Genomic DNA, 17,088 nt, shown 5'->3' on the forward strand with positions numbered 1-17,088 from the left:
TCTGACAAAGTAGCGCCCACTCGTGCTGCTCAGCAGCATTTTTGCTGGAGGGAATATGGCAATCGGCTCCGCCAAATGGCTCGGTTTGGGCTACTTCACTTACTTCTTCTGTTACGGCATTTACCTTCCTTTCTGGAGCGTGTGGCTCAAAGGCACCGGACTTGATGCAGAAAAAATCGGTCTGCTGCTGGGGTGCGGCATGGTGGCGCGCTTTGTCGGCAGTTTGCTGATTGCCTCGCAGGTAAAAAATCCCTCACAGCTGGTCACTGCGCTGCGCTTGCTGGCGCTGATGACGTGCCTGTTCGCTATCGGTTATTGGCTGGGACAACAGTGGATGTGGCTGCTGTTCGTGATGATCGGCTTCAACCTGTTTTTCTCACCGCTGGTGCCGCTGAGTGATGCGCTGGCCGCCACCTGGACGCAGCAAATCGGTCTGACATATGGCCCGGTTCGTTTGTGGGGCTCGCTGGCGTTTGTCATCAGCTCTGCCTTAACCGGCATGCTTGTCACGGCGTTCTCATCGCAGGCGATTCTGGTGCTGCTGTCACTGGGCGCGATCGGCATGTTAGGTGGGATGATGTTAACGCCAGCGACGAAGCCGCAGGGCAGTGAACGTCAGACGTCAACCGATGGTGGCTGGCAGGCATGGCGTGATTTGCTGCGCGAAAATGCGGTGTGGCGTTTCATGTTATGCGTGACATTGTTGCAGGGCGCGCATGCGGCTTACTACAGCTTCAGCGCCATCTGGTGGCAGGAGAGCGGTTATTCCGCGTCGATTATTGGCTACTTGTGGTCGCTGGGCGTGGTGGCTGAAATCATCATTTTTGCCCTCAGCAGCCGACTGTTCCGCCGCTGGAGTGCGCGCGATCTGCTGCTGTTATCAGGCGTGTGCGCCATTATCCGCTGGACGATGCTGGGCTCCAGCACCGCGTTGCCATTGCTGATCGTGGCGCAGATTCTGCACTGCGGCAGCTTTACCGTTTGCCATTTAGCGGCGATGCGGTTTATTGCCGCGCGCCAAGGCGCGGAAGTGATTCGTCTGCAATCGCTCTATTCGGCGCTGGCCATGGGCGGCGGTATTGCGGTGATGACTATGATTTGCGGCGTGTTGTTTACGCATCTGCAAGGACATCTGTTCTGGGTGATGGCGTTAGTGGCGCTGCCGGCGCTGTTCCTGCGTCCGCGCGCCGCTTAACTCTCCAGCAACTGGAGAATACGCTGCTGCTGATGACGACTCAGCGGCAGCTCCGCCTGGATTAGCGGCGGTGAAAACAGCGGCAATGAAATGGCATACGGCGTGATCACCAGCGCGATATCGCGCGGCGCGCCTTCACGCTGAAAATGCACGACGTCCTGATAGCTGATGTTGATCGGTAGCAGCGTCATTTCCCGCAGCTGCTGCTCCAGCAACTGCTCCAGCGCCGCATCCGCGCCCGTCAGCAGCAGCACTTGCTTTTCCTGCAATGCACTCTCCTGCATCAGCCAGGCACCAAATAACACCGCCACCAGACTTATCTCTTCAGCACTAAAGCGCGTGGCAAAGTTACGGCTGAAATGCTCAAGTGCGCGTTCAGTGGTGCGCAGCAGGCGCGGATAGAGTCGTGCGACATCCAGCGCCACGCTGTTATCGATGCCGATGGCAAAATGGCTGCGATCCAGCGCCTGCGCCAGATGCGTAAAGAGTTGCTGAGTGAGTTCGGCGCGATTTCTGAAGGTGGTTTGTGCCAACTGCTCAAAGCGCGCAATCAGCGCTTCCACTGACTGCATCAGCTTTACTGCCTGCGGATGCTCCAGCTGCGTAGCGGTTGGCGCGTGAATCAGGCTAAATAGCAGCGTCCAGAAGTCGGTCTCGCTTACATCCGGCGCTAAGTGGCAGCGCTTCTGCCAGTGATGGATGACGTCGTCGGCGGCAGCACGTTCGACTTTTTCCGCCAGCCACGCGCGCTGTCCGTCATTGAACAAGGCGTTTTGGCGCTGGCACAGCGCATACTTCATGAAGATTTGCAGAAACAGGCGGTCGCGCGGGCTGAAGTCGCGCGCCAGACGCAGGCTGCAGTGCTGAATCAGCGCCTGCAAGTTGGTTTCATCCCACAGCGCTTTCTCGATTTTCAGGACTTTCAGGCGCTGACGCAGCACCGGGGCAAAATGCTCGCAGACAAAATCCTGCGACAAACGCAGCGCGCGTCGCAGCCAATGGATCAGGCACAGCCGCCTGTCCAGTTCCGTCCCGTGAATGCGGAAGCTGCCATCGACCATCTGGTGTAGCTCCAGTTGATGGTAACGCTGTATCTCCTCTCCCACATCCGCGATATCCTGTCGGGCGACAACAGGCGCCACGCCATTTAACTGGCAGAGCTTTTCAAGCGTCAACGCGGGAGCGGGCAGAAATAGCAGCAGTAACAGATGACAACGACGCTGGGAACGGCTGAAGAGTGGTGCAGAGGAGGGTGCAGAACTCATCAATGGTTTATCCGCAGGTCACTTTTGAGCTAAGAATAGCTAACTCCACGCGGTAACCTTGCACTTTGTCGTGACTTTTGTTCAGAGCTTTAGGGCGGGTCACAATTTTTTTGGGCCACTCTACACTTCACTTTAAAATTGTTACTTTATAACACATGAAAATTGCACTCATTACGTTTACGCTGTTGTTCAGCACCGCAGCCTGGCCACATCCGCATAGCTTTATTGACATGAAAACCGAGTTCATCAGTGACAACCAACATCTTAGCGGCATGAAAATGGTGTGGACCATGGATGAGATAACCTCCGCCGATCTGTTATACGACGCAGGTAAAGCCAAGCCCGGTGATGTGGTGTGGAAAAAGCTGGCGGCGCAGGTGATGGCAAATGTGCTCGGTCAGCACTATTTCACCGAAGTGTGGCAGGACAAAAATCGGGTCAAATTTCTCAATCTGCCGAAAGAGTACAACTTATCGCGCAACGGCAACAAAGCGGTGCTGGAGTTTATCGTGCCGTTTGGCGAGCCGCAGTTATTGAGCGCGAAGCAGTATCGCATTCAGACTTTTGATCCCAGCTACTTTGTTGATATGTATTACGATAATCCACAGGCATTAACCATGGACGACACCGTTAAATCGCATTGCCAGATCGATCTGCACACGCCGAAACCGGATGACTCGCTGAAGCAATATGCGCTATCGCTGGATAAAGCCGATGCGCCGCCAGAGGATATGGATCTTGGCCAGCAATTCGCCCAAACGGTGACACTGACATGTCACTGATTTCGCTTCCCTCCCGTTCACGTCGTTTATGGCCGCTGTGGCTGATAGCGGTGTTATTGCTGCTGGCGGGCGTGCTGCTGTGGCAGCACTGGTCGCAGATTTTGCTGCAAAGCGTGCTGTGGCAAAAAAACCTCAATCGCGAGATGACTCAGCTTTTGCAGCAGGTGGCTGAACTACCGCAGCAGGCGGGCGTGACGTTGATGCTGTTCAGCCTCGCTTACGGCGTGCTGCATGCGCTGGGGCCGGGACACGGCAAAGTGGTGATCACTACCTTTCTTGCCACCCATCCGGCAAAGTTGAAAACCAGCATGAAGCTAACGTTGCTGGCTGCTTTGCTGCAGGGCGGCGTGGCGATTGGTTTGGTGACGCTAATGCTGGTGGTGCTGCAAACCTCGTCGCGCCAGATGCATCTCGGCAGTTACTGGCTGGAGAAGGGCAGTTATCTGTTAGTCGTCGCGCTGGGTATTTGGGTCGGTTGGCGTGCATTGCGATCGCTGCGTCAGCAATGGCGTCCTCAGCCAAAGTTGCAGATCCACGCTATTCGCCCAGCGCATCAGCACGATGAACACTGCGGCTGCGGACATGCGCATCTGCCCAGCGCTGCGCAGATGGATCAGGCAGTTAGCGCTAAAACGCAGACGCTGGTGGTGTTTTCCATGGGGCTGCGGCCCTGTTCCGGTGCCATCATGATGCTGCTGTTTGCCAAAGTGATTGGTGTGTATGCGTGGGGCGTCGCCTCTGCCGTGGCAATGGCGGTGGGCACTGCTCTAACGGTTTCGGCGCTCGGCTTGTTAGTGCAGCGCTCTCGTCTGCTGGCTCAGCGCTTAGGGCAGGCCGGCGGTACTCATCCTGTGACCAGGCTGCTGGTGCCGCTGCTCGCCATGTTAGGTAGCGTGCTGTTAATCGTTGCGGGCGTTGCATTATGGCAAAGTGCCGCGCCGGGCATCGGCGGTGGAATTCGTCCTTTCTGACATTAAGGATATTTGGGTAGTGTAAATATTCCACTGTTGCAAGTATTCTCACCCTCAACAGTTAATTAAATATCTCCGCTTAGCGCGCTGGTGAAAATAGATTTCTCTGTCTAAGCTCAATTACACCAGTCAATATCCTGGTGAATTAGCAATTATAAAATTTCAGCAAAATATTCTGCGAGGAGAAAACGATGCCTGAAACTCGGATTAATAATGGCAGCGTAGATACGGTGCACGACGTGCATGGCGGCCTACCATTAAAACGTATTTCATGGAGCGCAGTATTTGCCGGCGTTATCGCTGCGCTAATCATTCATATTTTATTGGGGATATTGGGTACAGCGATTGGTGCAACAACCATCGATCCACAACAGGAACAAAATCCGCTGCAGCATCTGGGAACCGGCGCGTTAATCTGGACCGGCGTGAGTATGCTGATTGCCATGGGCGTAGGTAGCTACGTTGCGGGGCGTCTGGCGCAGCGCGAAGGGGCGATGCATGGTTTGTTGATGTTTGGTGTTAGCACCATTTTGACATTATGGCTCGCGATTACCCTGGCGACTGGCGTTATTGGCGGTGCGTTTAATATTTTAGGCGCCGGCGTAAATGCCGTGGGTAATGGAATTTCTGCAGCGGCGCCATCACTAACCAATATGGCAAAAGAGAAGCTGCAGGAAAGTAATATCAATTTAGATGATTTAAAAAACGAATTACAAACTACGCTGCGTCAAACCGGCAAGACAGAATTACAACCTGAGAATCTGCAAAAGGATGTAAATAACGAAGCCAATAACGCGCAAAATCAAGCAGAGCAAACGGCACAAAATCCACAGAATGCTGATAATGATCTGGCTAATTGGTTGAAAGGCGTTATGAATCGTCACTCAGATACATTGCAAGCTGCCGATCGTGATGCGCTGAAAAATATTATCAAAGCGCGCACCGGTAAAAGCGATCAGGAGGTTGAGCAGATTGTGACTCAGACCGAGGAGAGCTATAAAAAAGCCGTGCAACAGTATCAGGAGTTGAAACAGCAGGCGGAGCAGAAAGCCCGTGAAGTCGCTGAGCAAGCGGCCGCCGCAACGGCGAAAGCGAGCTGGTTCACCTTCTTTATGCTGGTGATTGAAGCGGTACTGGCAGCATTGCTGGGACGCGTAGGTCGCAAGACGCAACCGCGTCAGGTATTAAGTCACGAACGTCGGTAATAAAAAAGGCGGCTGATTCAGCCGCCTTATCTTATTTAGCGCTTCAGCGCTTCACTCAATTCTTCACGCATCGATGCCAGCATCGCTTTCACTACGCGTGGGTTACCCGCAACGATGTTACCTGACATCACGTAACCGTGGTTGCCGGTAAAGTCAGTTACCAGGCCGCCCGCTTCACGAACCAGCAGTTCGCCCGCCGCAAAATCCCACGGCTTCAGGCCAATTTCAAAGAAACCATCAACGCGACCCGCAGCGGTGTAAGCCAGATCCAGCGCAGCTGAACCGGTACGACGGAAATCAGCGCACTGGGTGAACAGTTTGCCAACGATGTTGATGTAAGGCGTTGCGTGCTGCTTCAACTTGAACGGGAAGCCAGTCGCCAGGATGGTGCCATCCAGATCGCGCGCGGTGCTGCCGCGCAGGCGATAGCCGTTCAGCTGGGCGCCCTGACCGCGTACTGCGGTGAAGAGTTCGTTGCGCATTGGATCGTAAACCACAGCAACTTCGGTGCGGCCTTTGATGCGCACAGCGATAGAAACGGAGAAGTGTGGTAAACGTTTGATGAAGTTGGTGGTGCCATCCAGCGGATCGATTACCCATTGAATGTCTTGATCTTCGCCCGCCAGCTCACCGCTTTCTTCGGTGATGATGGTGTGTTTCGGGTACGATTTACGAATTACTTCGATAATCAGACGTTCTGCGTCACGGTCAACATTGGTAACGAAGTCGTTGCTGCCTTTCTGGCTGGCTTCGACAGCGTCCGGGGTTTCATAATTCTTGGCAATTAAATTTCCGGCCTTACGCGCGGCGCGCACGGCTATGTTGAGCATCGGATGCATCGGTATCTCTCGCTGGATGTTAAAGAACGGGGAAAACGGCGCGGAGTATATCAGCGTGTTCAGCAAATGTCCTCTTTTTATGTTAGGATGCGCGCCATCATTTCCCTGACCGCCTCTAATTATGCTGCAGAATATCCGAATCGTATTGGTAGAAACGTCGCACACCGGCAACATGGGCTCCGTCGCACGCGCGATGAAAACCATGGGCTTAACCAACCTTTATCTGGTCAATCCGCTGGTGAAACCAGATTCACAGGCCATTTCCCTCGCCGCCGGTGCCAGCGATGTCATTGGTAATGCGCGCATTGTCGATACCATGGATGAAGCCATTGCCGGTTGTAGTCTGGTGGTTGGCACCAGCGCACGTTCGCGTTCACTGCCGTGGCCCATGCTGGATTCACGCGAGTGCGGCATTAAAAGCGTGGAAGAGGGCCAGCAGGCGCCGGTGGCGTTGGTGTTTGGCCGCGAGCGCGTGGGCTTGACCAACGAAGAGTTGCAGAAGTGTCACTACCACGTCGCGATTCAGGCGAACCCGGAATACAGCTCACTGAATCTGGCGATGGCGGTGCAGATCATCGCTTACGAAGTGCGCATGGCATGGCTGGACGCGCAGGAGAAAGCCGCGCCAACCGAACAACCTGTCGAATCACCGTATCCGTTGGTTGACGATTTGGAGCGCTTCTATCAGCACATCGAACAGATGATGCTGAACAGCGGCTTTATCCGTGAAGGCACGCCAAGCCAGGTGATGAGCAAGCTGCGTCGTTTATATACACGTGCGCGCCCCGAACGCGATGAACTGAACATCCTGCGCGGCATGATGGCATCGTTCGAAAAGCGCAAAGGTAATGTGGATAATAGTTGAGTAAAACAGTTGGTTAAATAGTTGAGCAATTTACTTGGTTAAATAGTTGACCGTTTTACTCAGGAATGTCAGACTGGCGTCAATTCTTCAGATAACCCGCCGATAACCGGACGGACGCTTACGAGGTTGTATGCTATGAGACTGACATCCAAAGGACGTTATGCCGTAACCGCTATGCTGGACGTTGCACTGCACTCCAATGAGGGCCCGGTGCCGCTAGCTGACATTTCTGAGCGTCAGGGCATCTCATTGTCCTATCTGGAGCAGTTATTCTCACGTCTGCGTAAGCATGGCTTAGTGGCCAGCGTTCGTGGTCCAGGTGGCGGTTATCTGTTAGGCAAAGATTCAAGCGCGATTGCTGTGGGCGCGGTTATTACCGCCGTTGACGAATCTGTCGATGCCACTAAATGCCAGGGCAAAGAGGGCTGCCAGGGCGGCGAGCGTTGCCTGACCCACGTTTTGTGGCGTGATCTGAGTGAGCGCATCAGCGACTTCCTCAACAACATCACGCTGGCGGAACTGGTGAATAATCAGGAAATCCTCGAAGTGGCCGATCGTCAGAATACCGTCGACAATCGTCGTTTCCAGCAGCATCGTGTGCAAGAAACCATCAACGTTAATCTGCGCGCTTAATCAGTTCTCCTTCGGCCTTTCCTGTTCATACGGGCGAGGCCGAATGTGCTATAAAGACGTATGATTTTTTATACGGAGTTTTAGCGCAATGAAATTACCGATTTACCTGGATTACGCAGCCACTACGCCTGCGGATCCGCGTGTTGCCACCAAAATGATGCAGTTCCTCACAATGGATGGCACTTTCGGTAACCCCGCGTCCCGTTCCCACCGTTTTGGCTGGCAGGCTGAAGAAGCTGTTGATGTGGCTCGCAATCAAGTTGCTGAGCTGGTCAATGCCGATCCCCGTGAAATCGTTTTTACCTCCGGCGCGACCGAAGCGGACAACCTTGCGATCAAAGGTGCCGCGCAATTCCATCAGGCGCGCGGCAAACACATTATTACCAGCCAAACCGAACACAAAGCGGTGCTCGACAGTTGCCAGCAACTGGCGCACGAAGGCTTTGATGTCACCTTCTTACAGCCGGGCAGCGACGGTATCGTTACGCCGCAGATGCTCGAATCTGCACTGCGTGACGACACGGTGCTGGTATCGCTGATGCACGTCAATAATGAAACCGGTGTGATTCAGGACATCGCCGCACTCGGCGCGCTGTGCCGTGCGCGTGACATCCTGTTTCACGTTGATGCCACGCAAAGCGTCGGCAAATTGCCGATTGACGTCACTGAACTGCCGGTGGATTTGATGTCGTTCTCAGCGCACAAGCTGTATGGACCGAAAGGCATCGGCGCGCTGTGGGTGCGTCGTAAACCGCGTCTGCAAATTGATGCACAGATGCACGGTGGCGGTCACGAGCGCGGCATGCGTTCGGGCACGTTGCCGGTGCATCAGATTGTCGGCATGGGCGAAGCCTACCGTATCGCGCGTGAAGAGATGGGCAGCGAAATGGCGCGTCTGGCCGAGCTGCGCCAGCGTCTGTGGCGCGGTATTAGTCAATTGGGTAACGTGAACCTCAACGGTTCGCTGGAGCAGGGCGCTCCGAACATCCTCAATATTAGTTTTGCCCACGTCGATGGCGAATCGCTGATTATGGCGCTGAAAGATTTGGCGCTGTCATCCGGTTCCGCCTGTACCTCGGCCAGTCTCGAACCTTCCTATGTGCTGCGCGCGATGGGCGTTGAGCAGGAGCTGGCACACAGCTCGCTGCGTTTTTCGCTCGGACGCTTCACCAGCGCAGAGGAAATTGAGTACGCTATCGAGCTGGTTAACAAAGCGGTAACACGCTTGCGGGCACTTTCGCCTGCGGCAAACGCCCGCTAATTCATGCACCCCTTGCGCCGGTTCTGGCGCAAGGTGACACCTAACGCAAACGGAGCCACGCGATGACAACACAACCGATGATAATTACGCTCAGCTCCCAGGCCGCCGATGCGCGCTGGGGTGACAAAGCGCTGCTGAGCAGCAACGAAAGTGGCATGACCGTACACCTGACTGGCGCAGACGCGCTGATGAGCATCCAGCGCGCGGGGCGCAAGCTGGACGGCCAGGGCATTCGTCACGTCTCGCTGCAGGGCGAAGGCTGGGATGTGGAAAAGTGCTGGGCGTTCTGGCAAGGCTACCGCAGCCCGAAAGGCAAACGTCAGGTCGAGTGGCCGGAATTCAATGAAGACGATCAGGCTGAATTTGCACGTCGTCTGAAGATTGTTGACTGGGTGCGCGACACCATCAACCTGCCGGCGGAAGATCTTAGCCCGGAACAGCTGGCGCACAACGCGGTTGATCTGATCAACGAAGTGGGCGGCAAAGCAGTCAGCTATCGCATCACCAAAGGTGACGATTTGCGTGTTCAGGGTTACGCCGGTATCCACACCGTGGGCCGCGGCTCCACGCGCGCACCGGTGTTGCTGGCGCTGGATTTCAATCCAACTGGCGATGAAGATGCGCCGGTTTACGCCTGTCTGGTCGGTAAAGGCATCACCTTTGATACCGGCGGTTACAGCCTGAAGCAGAGCGCTTTCATGGACTCAATGAAGTCCGACATGGGCGGCGCGGCAACGCTGACTGGCGCACTCGCGCTGGCGATTTCACGCGGACTGAATAAGCGCGTGAAGCTGTATCTATGCTGCGCAGACAACATGGTCAGCGGCAACGCGTTCCGTCTGGGCGACATCATTCGCTATCGCAACGGTAAAACCGTGGAAGTGATGAACACCGATGCGGAAGGTCGTCTGGTATTGGCCGATGGCCTGATCGATGCCAGCGAGCAAAATCCTGAACTGCTGATCGATGCGGCAACGCTGACCGGCGCGGCGAAAACCGCGCTGGGTAACGATTATCACGCGCTGTTTACCTTTGACGATGTGCTGGCGGAATCGCTGCTTGGCAGCGCAACCGGCGAAAACGAAGCATTCTGGCGTCTGCCGCTGGCCGAGTTCCATCGCAGCCATCTGCCTTCGAACTTTGCCGATCTGAATAACATCGCCAGCCCGTCACATGCGGCAGGTGCCAGCAGTGCGGCGGCGTTCCTGTCGCATTTCGTCAGCAAATATCAGCAAGGCTGGCTGCACATTGACTGCTCCGCGACGTACCGCAAAAGCGCGGTGGATCAGTGGTCCGCGGGTGCGACCGGTTTGGGTGTGCGCACCGTCGCCAATCTGTTACTGAAATAATCCTCATCACGGCAGGCGCAAGCTTGCCGTCTTTTTTGGAATACGATAAATGAGTAACCGTCTTGAAGAGGTGCTGAAGCTGGCGGCCACTGAGCCTGCGCACCGTCCGGAGTTTTTCCAACTGCTGCTGGAAGCCGATGTGTGGGTGCCAGGCGAAAGTCCCGCCGAACAGTTTGATGCGACTTCGCCGGTCGAATTACAGCATTGGGAAAAAGAGGGTGGCGGCAGCGTGATCCCGTTCTTCACCTCGGAAGAGGCGATGGGCGAGGCCATCAAAGATGAACAGTCTTATCTGCGCATGCCGGTGCGCACGCTGTTTGAAATCACGCAAGGCGAAACGCTGTTCCTCAATCCGAAACTGCCTGCGGGTAAAGAGTTTTCGCCGGGTGAAATCGCCCATTTGATTGGCGAAGAGGGCAGTGCGCTGAGCCAGCAAACCGTGCTGGAAGGTGGTCATGCGTTGCTGTTGTCCGAAGTGGCCGAGCCGCCAGCGCAGATGATTGATTCGTTAACGCAACTGTTTGCCAAGTACAAACAGGTACGCCGTGCTTACATCGCCAGCATTCGTGAAAGCGCCAGCGAAGCACCGAACCTGCTGATTGGTATCGAAGCTGATAGCGATATCGATGAGATTATTCAGGCGGCGGGCGGTGTAGCGACGGATACGCTTGCGGATGATGCGCCCATTGATATCTGTGAAGTGGTTAATGAAGATCGCGGCGTGAGCCACTTCTTTACTGCCCACATCACGCCGTTCTATGAACGTCGCTGGGGCAGTTTCCTGCGCGATTTTAAGGGCAGTCAGCGGATTATATAATGCGCGGTCGCCATTGATGGCGACCTGCTGTTACTTCTCGATTGGTAAATCGTCGCGGCTGCCCCATTCGCCCCACGAACCGTCGTAGAGCGTTACATCCCGCACACCCAGTGAGGTGAGCGCCAGAATCACCACCACCGCCGTGACACCCGAACCGCAGCTGGCAATCACCGGCTGATCCAGTTTTACCCCCGCCTGAGCAAACAGATCGCGCAGTTCCGCTGCCGGTTTCAATTCACCATTCACCACCAAACTGTTCCACGGCAGGTTCAGGCTGTTGGGAATATGTCCGCGCAGCAAGCCCGGACGCGGTTCATCCACTTCGGCGTTAAAACGGTTCGCCGCGCGGGCATCGACAATCTGCGCGCCGCCTTCGTGGCTGATCAGCAGCACGTCGGTCAGACGTTTCACCTGTGCGCCATCATAAGTCGCCTCGAATTCACCTTCAGGCAAACTAACCGGTCCGGTTGCGACATCGAAACCGGCCGCTTTCCAACCCTGTAATCCTCCGGCGAGAATCGACACATTTTCGCAGCCAAATGCGCGCAGCATCCACCACGCACGCGGAGCCGAGAACAGGTTGCCTTCGTCATACACCACCAGATGTTTATCCTGGCTGATGCCCAACTCACGCATGGCCACCGCGAAAGATTCGGGACGCGGCATCATGTGCGGATAAGCACTGGTGTGATCGGACAGGGCTTCAATATCGAAGAACGGGGCATCCGGCAGATGACCAGCCAGATATTCAGCCTGCAGATCGCGTAGGGCTTCCTGGCCAGGCGGTAACATGCGGGCATCAAGCACCTGCAATGTTTCCTCGGTGTAATGTTCTTTCAACCAATCAGTGGACACAAAAATGGCTGTCATAGCAACCTCTTCTCAGCAAACGGGAAACAACCAGTCTCCGGGAATGTGAACGCTATCTCAAGGGTATGATTGCTAAAGTTGGCGGGTTGATGTGAAATTGCGCGAAATTGCGTTTTCTTAACTTCTGGGACTGGTGAGGGAATTACCATGGCAAAACGTTTTAACCGGCTGCTGCTCAGCGCGCTGATCGGTGGTGGATTACTGGGCGGCGGAACCTCGACGATTTACGCGGAGGAAACGGCAGCCGCTACAGCAACGCAGAAATCGCTGTCGGTTATCGATCTCTCCGAACTGCAACTCGACGGTGCCGCCGCGCTGGTGTTGACCTTCAATACGCCGCTTGAGGCGAAGCAGGATTTCGCTGCGCGCGTGCAGATTATCGATGAGAAAAGCGGCAAGGTTGATGGCGGCTGGGAGCTGGCGCCAAACGGTAAAGCGTTGCGTTTTCGTCATCCTGAACCGTCGCGCAAGTTGACGGTTAACGTCGATGCCGGTCTCAAAGCGGCCGATGGCAGCACCTTATCCACGGCTTTTAGCCAATCGCTCACCACGCGCGATATCCAGCCGATGGTGGGTTTTGCCAGTCGCGGATCGCTGCTGCCGCTGCGTCTGACGCAGGGATTGCCGGTGCTGGCGCTGAATGTGAATAACGTCGACGTCGATTTCTTCCGCGTGAAAAACGCGTCGCTGGCCGATTTTCTGGCGCAGTGGAATTACGGCAACAATATGTCGTACTGGGAATCACGCGAGCTGCTGAAAAATGCCGATCTGGTTTACGGTGCACGCTTCGATATTAATCCGGCGCGCAACACGCGCGAGAAAATGCAGCTGCCGTTGGGCGATGTCGATGCGCTGAAACAGCCGGGCGTCTATCTGGCGGTGATGAAACAGGCCGGAACCTACAACTACACGCAACCGGCGACACTGTTTACATTGAGCGACATCGGTTTGTCGCTGCACCAATTCCCCGAACAGCTGGAACTGTTTGCCCAAAGCCTGGCCAACGGCGCGCCGCTTGATGACGTTAGCGTGCAGCTGCTGGATGAAAAAGGCAAACAACTCGCCAGCGGCACCAGCGACAGCAACGGTCATTTGCGCTTACCGGCGAATGCCAAAGGCAAGCTGCTGCTGGCGACACAAAAGGGCCAAACCTCGCTGATCGATCTCAATCGTCCGGCGCTGGATCTGGCGGAGTTTCCTATTGATGGTCCGCAAGGCTACGACAAACAGTTGTTCGTATTTGGTCCGCGCGATCTCTATCGTCCGGGTGAAACGGTGATCGTCAACGCGCTAATGCGTGATGCTGACGGCAAACCGTTGCCGCCGCAGCCGGTGAAAGCCGAAGTGGTGCAGCCGAATGGCGAAGTGTCGCAGACCTTCGTCTGGCAGCCGGAAAATGGCATCTATCAACATCGCTTCGCGATACCGGCTGCGGCGATGACCGGTGAATGGACGCTGCGCATTAACAGTGGCGACAACCAGCCGCGCAGCTGGCCGTTCCACGTCGAAGACTTCCTGCCGGAGCGTATGGCGCTGGATTTGACCAACAGCGCGCAGCCGGTGGCGCCGGATGACGACATCACCTTTGCTGTTGAAGGCCGCTATCTGTACGGCGCGCCGGCTGCGGGTAACGAGCTGCAAGGGCAGCTGTTCCTGCGTCCCGCGCGTGATGCGGTTGCCGCGCTGCCTGGCTATCAATTTGGTGACATCACTGAAGAGCTGAAACGTTCGCTCGATGATGTGGATGAGAAGCTGGATGAGAGCGGCAAGCTGCAGCTTAACGTTGAGAGCAGCTGGAAAGAGAGCCATTCACCGCTCAATCTGATTCTGCAAGCCAGCCTGCTGGAAACCGGCGGCCGTCCAGTGACGCGCCGCGCGACTCAGGCAATTTGGCCGGCAGCGGCGCTGCCCGGCATCCGTCCGCTGTTTAGCAGTGAATCGGTATATGACTATCGCAGCGATCGTTATCACGATGAGCCGACCGTGGCAGAAAACAGCCTCGCGGAATTCGACGTGGTCTACGCCAATCCGCAGGGCGAAAAACTGGCGGCGTCAGATCTTGATGTGCGCCTGATCCACGAACGCCGCGACTATTACTGGAGCTTCTCTGACAGCGAAGGCTGGCAATCGCGCTTCGATCAAAAGGATCTGCAGGAGGATCAGCAGCGCATCTCTATTACGGCGGGCGGCAGCCAGAAAGTGAATTTCCCGGTGGAGTGGGGCACCTATCGCCTGGAAGTGCATGCCGGCGACAACATCATTAGCAGCGTACGCTTCCAGGCCGGATATGGGTGGCAGGACAATACCAACGGCACCGGCGCGCTGCGTCCGGATCAGGTCAAACTGAAAATTGATAAAACCGCCTATCAGGCGGGCGACACCGCGCATGTGCAGGTGGAATCGCCTGCTGCCGGGAAAGGCTATCTGATGGTGGAATCCAGCAGCGGCACGCTGTGGTGGCAACCGCTGGAGGTTCCGTCGGGCGGCGCAACCATTGATGTACCGATTAGCGACAGCTGGAAGCGACACGATCTCTATCTCAGTGCCATCGTGGTGCGCGACGGCGACAAGGCCAGCGGCGTCACGCCGAAACGCGCGGTGGGGTTACTGCATCTGCCGATGGCGACCGAAGCGCGCCGCCTTAGCTTAGCGCTCGACGCGCCGGATAAGATCCGTCCTGAGCAGACGCTAAAAGTGCAGGTCAAAGCCAGCCGTGAAGGTGGCGCATTGCCTAAGCAGGTTCAGGTATTACTCTCGGCGGTGGACAGCGGTGTGCTTAACATCACTGACTACAAAACCCCGAATCCGTGGGAAGCGTTCTTTGGCCGCAAGCGCTATAACGCCGATCAATACGATGTGTTTGGTCAACTGATTGAAGGCGGTGGCAAACTGGCCGCGCTGCGCTTTGGTGGTGACGGCGACGATGCGGATGCGCTGTCGCGCGGCGGTAAAAAACCGGTCACTGATGTGCAGATCGTGGCGCAGCAGTTGCAGCCCGTAACGCTGGATGGCAATGGCGAAGGCATGCTGGAACTGCCGATTCCGGCGTTTAATGGCGAATTGCGTTTGATGGCGCAGGTGTGGAGTGACGACAGCTTCGGGTCGGCCAATCGTAAGCTGGTGGTTGCCGCGCCATTGATCAGTGAACTGGCGACGCCGCGCTTCCTGGCCAGCGGCGATCAATCTACGCTGGCGCTGGATCTCACTAACCTCACCGATCAACCGCAAACGCTGAAAATCAACATCAGCGCCAGCGGCCAGATCGCCCTGAACGGCAACATCCCTGCCAGCGTGCAGCTGGCGCAAGGCGCGCGCACCACCTTGCAAATTCCGGTCAGAGCGCTGGGCGGCTTCGGTGAAGGCGAGGTACAGGTCAGGGTTTCCGGCATGAGTTTGCCGGGTGAAACGCTGGCAGCGAGCGAGCGTAAATGGAAAATTGGTGTGCGACCGGCGTATCCGGCACAAACGCTGAGTTTCGATAACGTGATGCAAACCGGCCAGAACTGGCAGGTGATGGCCAGCGCCTTCAATGGCTTGCAGCAGGATACCTTGAGCGGACAGCTGTCGCTCAGTAACCGTCCACCGCTGAATATCGCCAGCTATATCAGTTCGCTGTACGCCTATCCTTATGGCTGCCTGGAACAGACCGCCAGCGGCATTTGGCCGTCGGTGTTCACCAATCATGCGCAGCTAACGGCGATGGGCATCAAAACCAGCAACGATGAAGCGCGTAGCGCCTCGATTGATACCGGCATCGCGCGTCTTGCCGGCATGCAGCGCGGCAACGGCAGCTTTGGTTTGTGGAGCAAAGAGAGTCAGGAAGAGTTCTGGCTGACGGCTTACGTCACCGATTTCCTGCTGCGCGCCAGCGAAGCCGGTTACGGTGTACCGGATGGCGTGATTACCCGCGCCGACGAACGTCTGATGCGCTATCTGCAGGATCCCGCGCAGATCGAAACCAGCTGGAGCAGCGATGCCGATGGCTTGCGTTTCAGCGTGCAGGCTTATGCCGGATTGGTGCTGGCACGTCAGCAGCAGGCTCCGCTCGGTGCGTTGCGTGCGCTGTATGAAAAGCGCGATCAGGCTAAATCGGGCCTGGCGATGGTACAGCTTGGCGTGGCGTTGAAGCTGATGGGCGATCAACAGCGCGCGCAACTGGCGCTGGCGCAGGGCATTGGTCTGGAACGTAAACCCAACAGCTGGCTCGGCGATTACGGCAGCCCGGTGCGCGATCGCGCGCTGATTCTGTCGCTGCTGACGGAAAACCAGCTGCTGCCGGAGATGCAAGGTCCGTTGCTGATCGATCTGGCGGAAGCCGTGCACGGACAGCGCTGGTTCTCGACTCAGGAAAACAACGCGTTGTTCCTCGCCGCCCGCACCTTGCAGCAGCACAAAGGCGAAAGCTGGCAGGCGACACTGCAGGGCAAAGCAGAACCGCTCAGCAGTAATCAGCCGCTCAATATTGGCATTACGGAAGATCAGCTGCGTCAGGGCATGTCGGTGAAAAGCGACAACGCGTCGCCGCTTTACGGCACGCTGAATGTGGTGGGCTATCCGCGCACCGCACCGTCGCCGATGAGCAACGTGCTGCATATCAGTCGTGAGTACTTCACGCTGGATGGTAAGCCGGCGGATCTCACCAACCTGAAAAGTGGCGAACTGCTGGTGGTGCGGCTCAAAGTCGCGGCCAGCGAGCGCGTCAGTGATGCGCTGGTGGTGGATCTGCTGCCTGCCGGACTGGAGCTGGAAAACCAGAACCTGAGCGACAGCAGCGCCAGTTTAGGCGACAGTGCCGATGCGCTGAAAGAGAGCATGATGGATATGCAACAAGCCAACATCAAGCACATCGAATTCCGTGACGACCGCTTCGTCGCCGCGCTGGCGCTCGATGGCTACACGCCGGGCACGCTGCTGTATCTGGCGCGAGCGGTGACGCCGGGCAGCTATCGCCTGCCGCCGCCGCAGGTGGAATCGATGTATGTGCCGGAATGGCGCGCGATTGGCAGCACGCCGGAAAAACTCAATGTGCGTTAAGC

The 17,088-nt window shown here is 56.4% G+C and carries 13 protein-coding genes; 10 read left to right on the forward strand and 3 right to left on the reverse strand.

Translation table 11 applies throughout. The features are described 5' to 3' along the window. Positions 1 to 55: 55 nt before the first annotated feature. The gene (locus tag K5Y32_RS13070; protein WP_222184434.1) at positions 56 to 1,195 is read left to right on the forward strand and encodes a 3-phenylpropionate MFS transporter; all 1,140 of its coding nucleotides are present in this window, start codon (positions 56 to 58) and stop codon (positions 1,193 to 1,195) included. Here the strand turns inward: K5Y32_RS13070 and csiE are convergent. Continuing rightward, the gene (gene csiE / locus K5Y32_RS13075) at positions 1,192 to 2,460 is read right to left on the reverse strand and encodes a stationary phase inducible protein CsiE (RefSeq protein ID WP_110868270.1); all 1,269 of its coding nucleotides are present in this window, start codon (positions 2,458 to 2,460) and stop codon (positions 1,192 to 1,194) included. The genes K5Y32_RS13070 and csiE overlap by 4 nt on opposite strands. A 155-nt stretch (positions 2,461 to 2,615) precedes the next feature. On the opposite strand from csiE, the gene K5Y32_RS13080 reads away from it, so the two are divergent. From K5Y32_RS13080 to K5Y32_RS13090, 3 genes are all read left to right on the forward strand, one after another. Continuing rightward, positions 2,616 to 3,242, forward strand: coding sequence for a DUF1007 family protein (locus tag K5Y32_RS13080; RefSeq protein WP_222184437.1), 627 nt, complete (start codon positions 2,616 to 2,618; stop codon positions 3,240 to 3,242). Then, complete coding sequence (locus K5Y32_RS13085; RefSeq protein ID WP_222184440.1) at positions 3,233 to 4,213, forward strand: nickel/cobalt transporter; 981 nt, start codon at positions 3,233 to 3,235, stop codon at positions 4,211 to 4,213. Before K5Y32_RS13080 ends, K5Y32_RS13085 begins: the two co-directional genes overlap by 10 nt. Before the next feature lie 191 nt (positions 4,214 to 4,404). Beyond that, positions 4,405 to 5,418, forward strand: coding sequence for a hypothetical protein (locus K5Y32_RS13090; RefSeq protein WP_110868267.1), 1,014 nt, complete (start codon positions 4,405 to 4,407; stop codon positions 5,416 to 5,418). Between the two features lie 35 nt (positions 5,419 to 5,453). Here the strand turns inward: K5Y32_RS13090 and suhB are convergent, their stop codons facing one another. Next, positions 5,454 to 6,257 carry an inositol-1-monophosphatase gene (gene suhB, locus K5Y32_RS13095; RefSeq protein WP_008108283.1) on the reverse strand — a complete coding sequence of 268 codons (804 nt, stop codon included), beginning with the start codon at positions 6,255 to 6,257 and terminating at the stop codon, positions 5,454 to 5,456. Positions 6,258 to 6,378: 121 nt separating this feature from the next. Between suhB and trmJ the strand changes: the two genes are divergently transcribed. The 5 genes from trmJ (at position 6,379) to sseB (ending at position 11,182) form a co-directional block, all read left to right on the forward strand. Beyond that, the gene (gene trmJ / locus K5Y32_RS13100) at positions 6,379 to 7,122 is read left to right on the forward strand and encodes a tRNA (cytosine(32)/uridine(32)-2'-O)-methyltransferase TrmJ (RefSeq protein ID WP_222184442.1); all 744 of its coding nucleotides are present in this window, start codon (positions 6,379 to 6,381) and stop codon (positions 7,120 to 7,122) included. 135 nt (positions 7,123 to 7,257) lie between these two features. Continuing rightward, positions 7,258 to 7,755, forward strand: a complete 498-nt coding sequence (gene iscR, locus K5Y32_RS13105; protein ID WP_008108287.1) for a Fe-S cluster assembly transcriptional regulator IscR — start codon at positions 7,258 to 7,260, stop codon at positions 7,753 to 7,755. An 88-nt stretch (positions 7,756 to 7,843) separates the two neighbouring features. Further along, positions 7,844 to 9,016 (forward strand): IscS subfamily cysteine desulfurase, encoded by a 1,173-nt coding sequence (locus K5Y32_RS13110; protein WP_192232997.1) that lies wholly within the window; start codon positions 7,844 to 7,846, stop codon positions 9,014 to 9,016. Positions 9,017 to 9,078: 62 nt separating this feature from the next. Continuing rightward, the gene (gene pepB / locus K5Y32_RS13115; protein ID WP_101763480.1) at positions 9,079 to 10,365 is read left to right on the forward strand and encodes an aminopeptidase PepB; all 1,287 of its coding nucleotides are present in this window, start codon (positions 9,079 to 9,081) and stop codon (positions 10,363 to 10,365) included. A 49-nt stretch (positions 10,366 to 10,414) separates the two neighbouring features. Further along, a complete protein-coding gene (gene sseB, locus K5Y32_RS13120; RefSeq protein ID WP_222184444.1) occupies positions 10,415 to 11,182 on the forward strand; it encodes an enhanced serine sensitivity protein SseB in 768 nt (255 codons plus the stop codon). A 30-nt stretch (positions 11,183 to 11,212) separates the two neighbouring features. On the opposite strand, the gene sseA is transcribed toward sseB, so the two are convergent. Next, on the reverse strand, positions 11,213 to 12,052 hold the full coding sequence (sseA, locus tag K5Y32_RS13125) for a 3-mercaptopyruvate sulfurtransferase (RefSeq protein ID WP_222184446.1): 840 nt from the start codon (positions 12,050 to 12,052) through the stop codon (positions 11,213 to 11,215). Between the two features lie 147 nt (positions 12,053 to 12,199). Between sseA and K5Y32_RS13130 the strand changes: the two genes are divergently transcribed. Continuing rightward, entirely contained in the window at positions 12,200 to 17,086 is a 4,887-nt protein-coding gene (locus tag K5Y32_RS13130; protein WP_222184448.1) for an alpha-2-macroglobulin, read from the forward strand. The last annotated feature ends 2 nt before the right edge of the window (positions 17,087 to 17,088 follow it).

Origin of the sequence: Pantoea sp. DY-15 (assembly GCF_019795935.1) — a bacterium.
Lineage (GTDB): Bacteria > Pseudomonadota > Gammaproteobacteria > Enterobacterales > Enterobacteriaceae > Pantoea > Pantoea leporis.

What these genes read in the sequence shown, in the direction of transcription:
- suhB (WP_008108283.1), bottom strand. Translation starts at nt 6,257, where the DNA reads ATGCATCCGATGCTCAACATAGCCGTGCGCGCCGCGCGTAAGGCCGGA.
- K5Y32_RS13090 (WP_110868267.1), top strand. Translation starts at nt 4,405, where the DNA reads ATGCCTGAAACTCGGATTAATAATGGCAGCGTAGATACGGTGCACGAC.
- sseA (WP_222184446.1), bottom strand. Translation starts at nt 12,052, where the DNA reads ATGACAGCCATTTTTGTGTCCACTGATTGGTTGAAAGAACATTACACC.
- sseB (WP_222184444.1), top strand. Translation starts at nt 10,415, where the DNA reads ATGAGTAACCGTCTTGAAGAGGTGCTGAAGCTGGCGGCCACTGAGCCT.
- trmJ (WP_222184442.1), top strand. Translation starts at nt 6,379, where the DNA reads ATGCTGCAGAATATCCGAATCGTATTGGTAGAAACGTCGCACACCGGC.
- K5Y32_RS13070 (WP_222184434.1), top strand. Translation starts at nt 56, where the DNA reads ATGGCAATCGGCTCCGCCAAATGGCTCGGTTTGGGCTACTTCACTTAC.
- K5Y32_RS13080 (WP_222184437.1), top strand. Translation starts at nt 2,616, where the DNA reads ATGAAAATTGCACTCATTACGTTTACGCTGTTGTTCAGCACCGCAGCC.
- pepB (WP_101763480.1), top strand. Translation starts at nt 9,079, where the DNA reads ATGACAACACAACCGATGATAATTACGCTCAGCTCCCAGGCCGCCGAT.
- csiE (WP_110868270.1), bottom strand. Translation starts at nt 2,460, where the DNA reads ATGAGTTCTGCACCCTCCTCTGCACCACTCTTCAGCCGTTCCCAGCGT.
- K5Y32_RS13110 (WP_192232997.1), top strand. Translation starts at nt 7,844, where the DNA reads ATGAAATTACCGATTTACCTGGATTACGCAGCCACTACGCCTGCGGAT.
- iscR (WP_008108287.1), top strand. Translation starts at nt 7,258, where the DNA reads ATGAGACTGACATCCAAAGGACGTTATGCCGTAACCGCTATGCTGGAC.
- K5Y32_RS13085 (WP_222184440.1), top strand. Translation starts at nt 3,233, where the DNA reads ATGTCACTGATTTCGCTTCCCTCCCGTTCACGTCGTTTATGGCCGCTG.
- K5Y32_RS13130 (WP_222184448.1), top strand. Translation starts at nt 12,200, where the DNA reads ATGGCAAAACGTTTTAACCGGCTGCTGCTCAGCGCGCTGATCGGTGGT.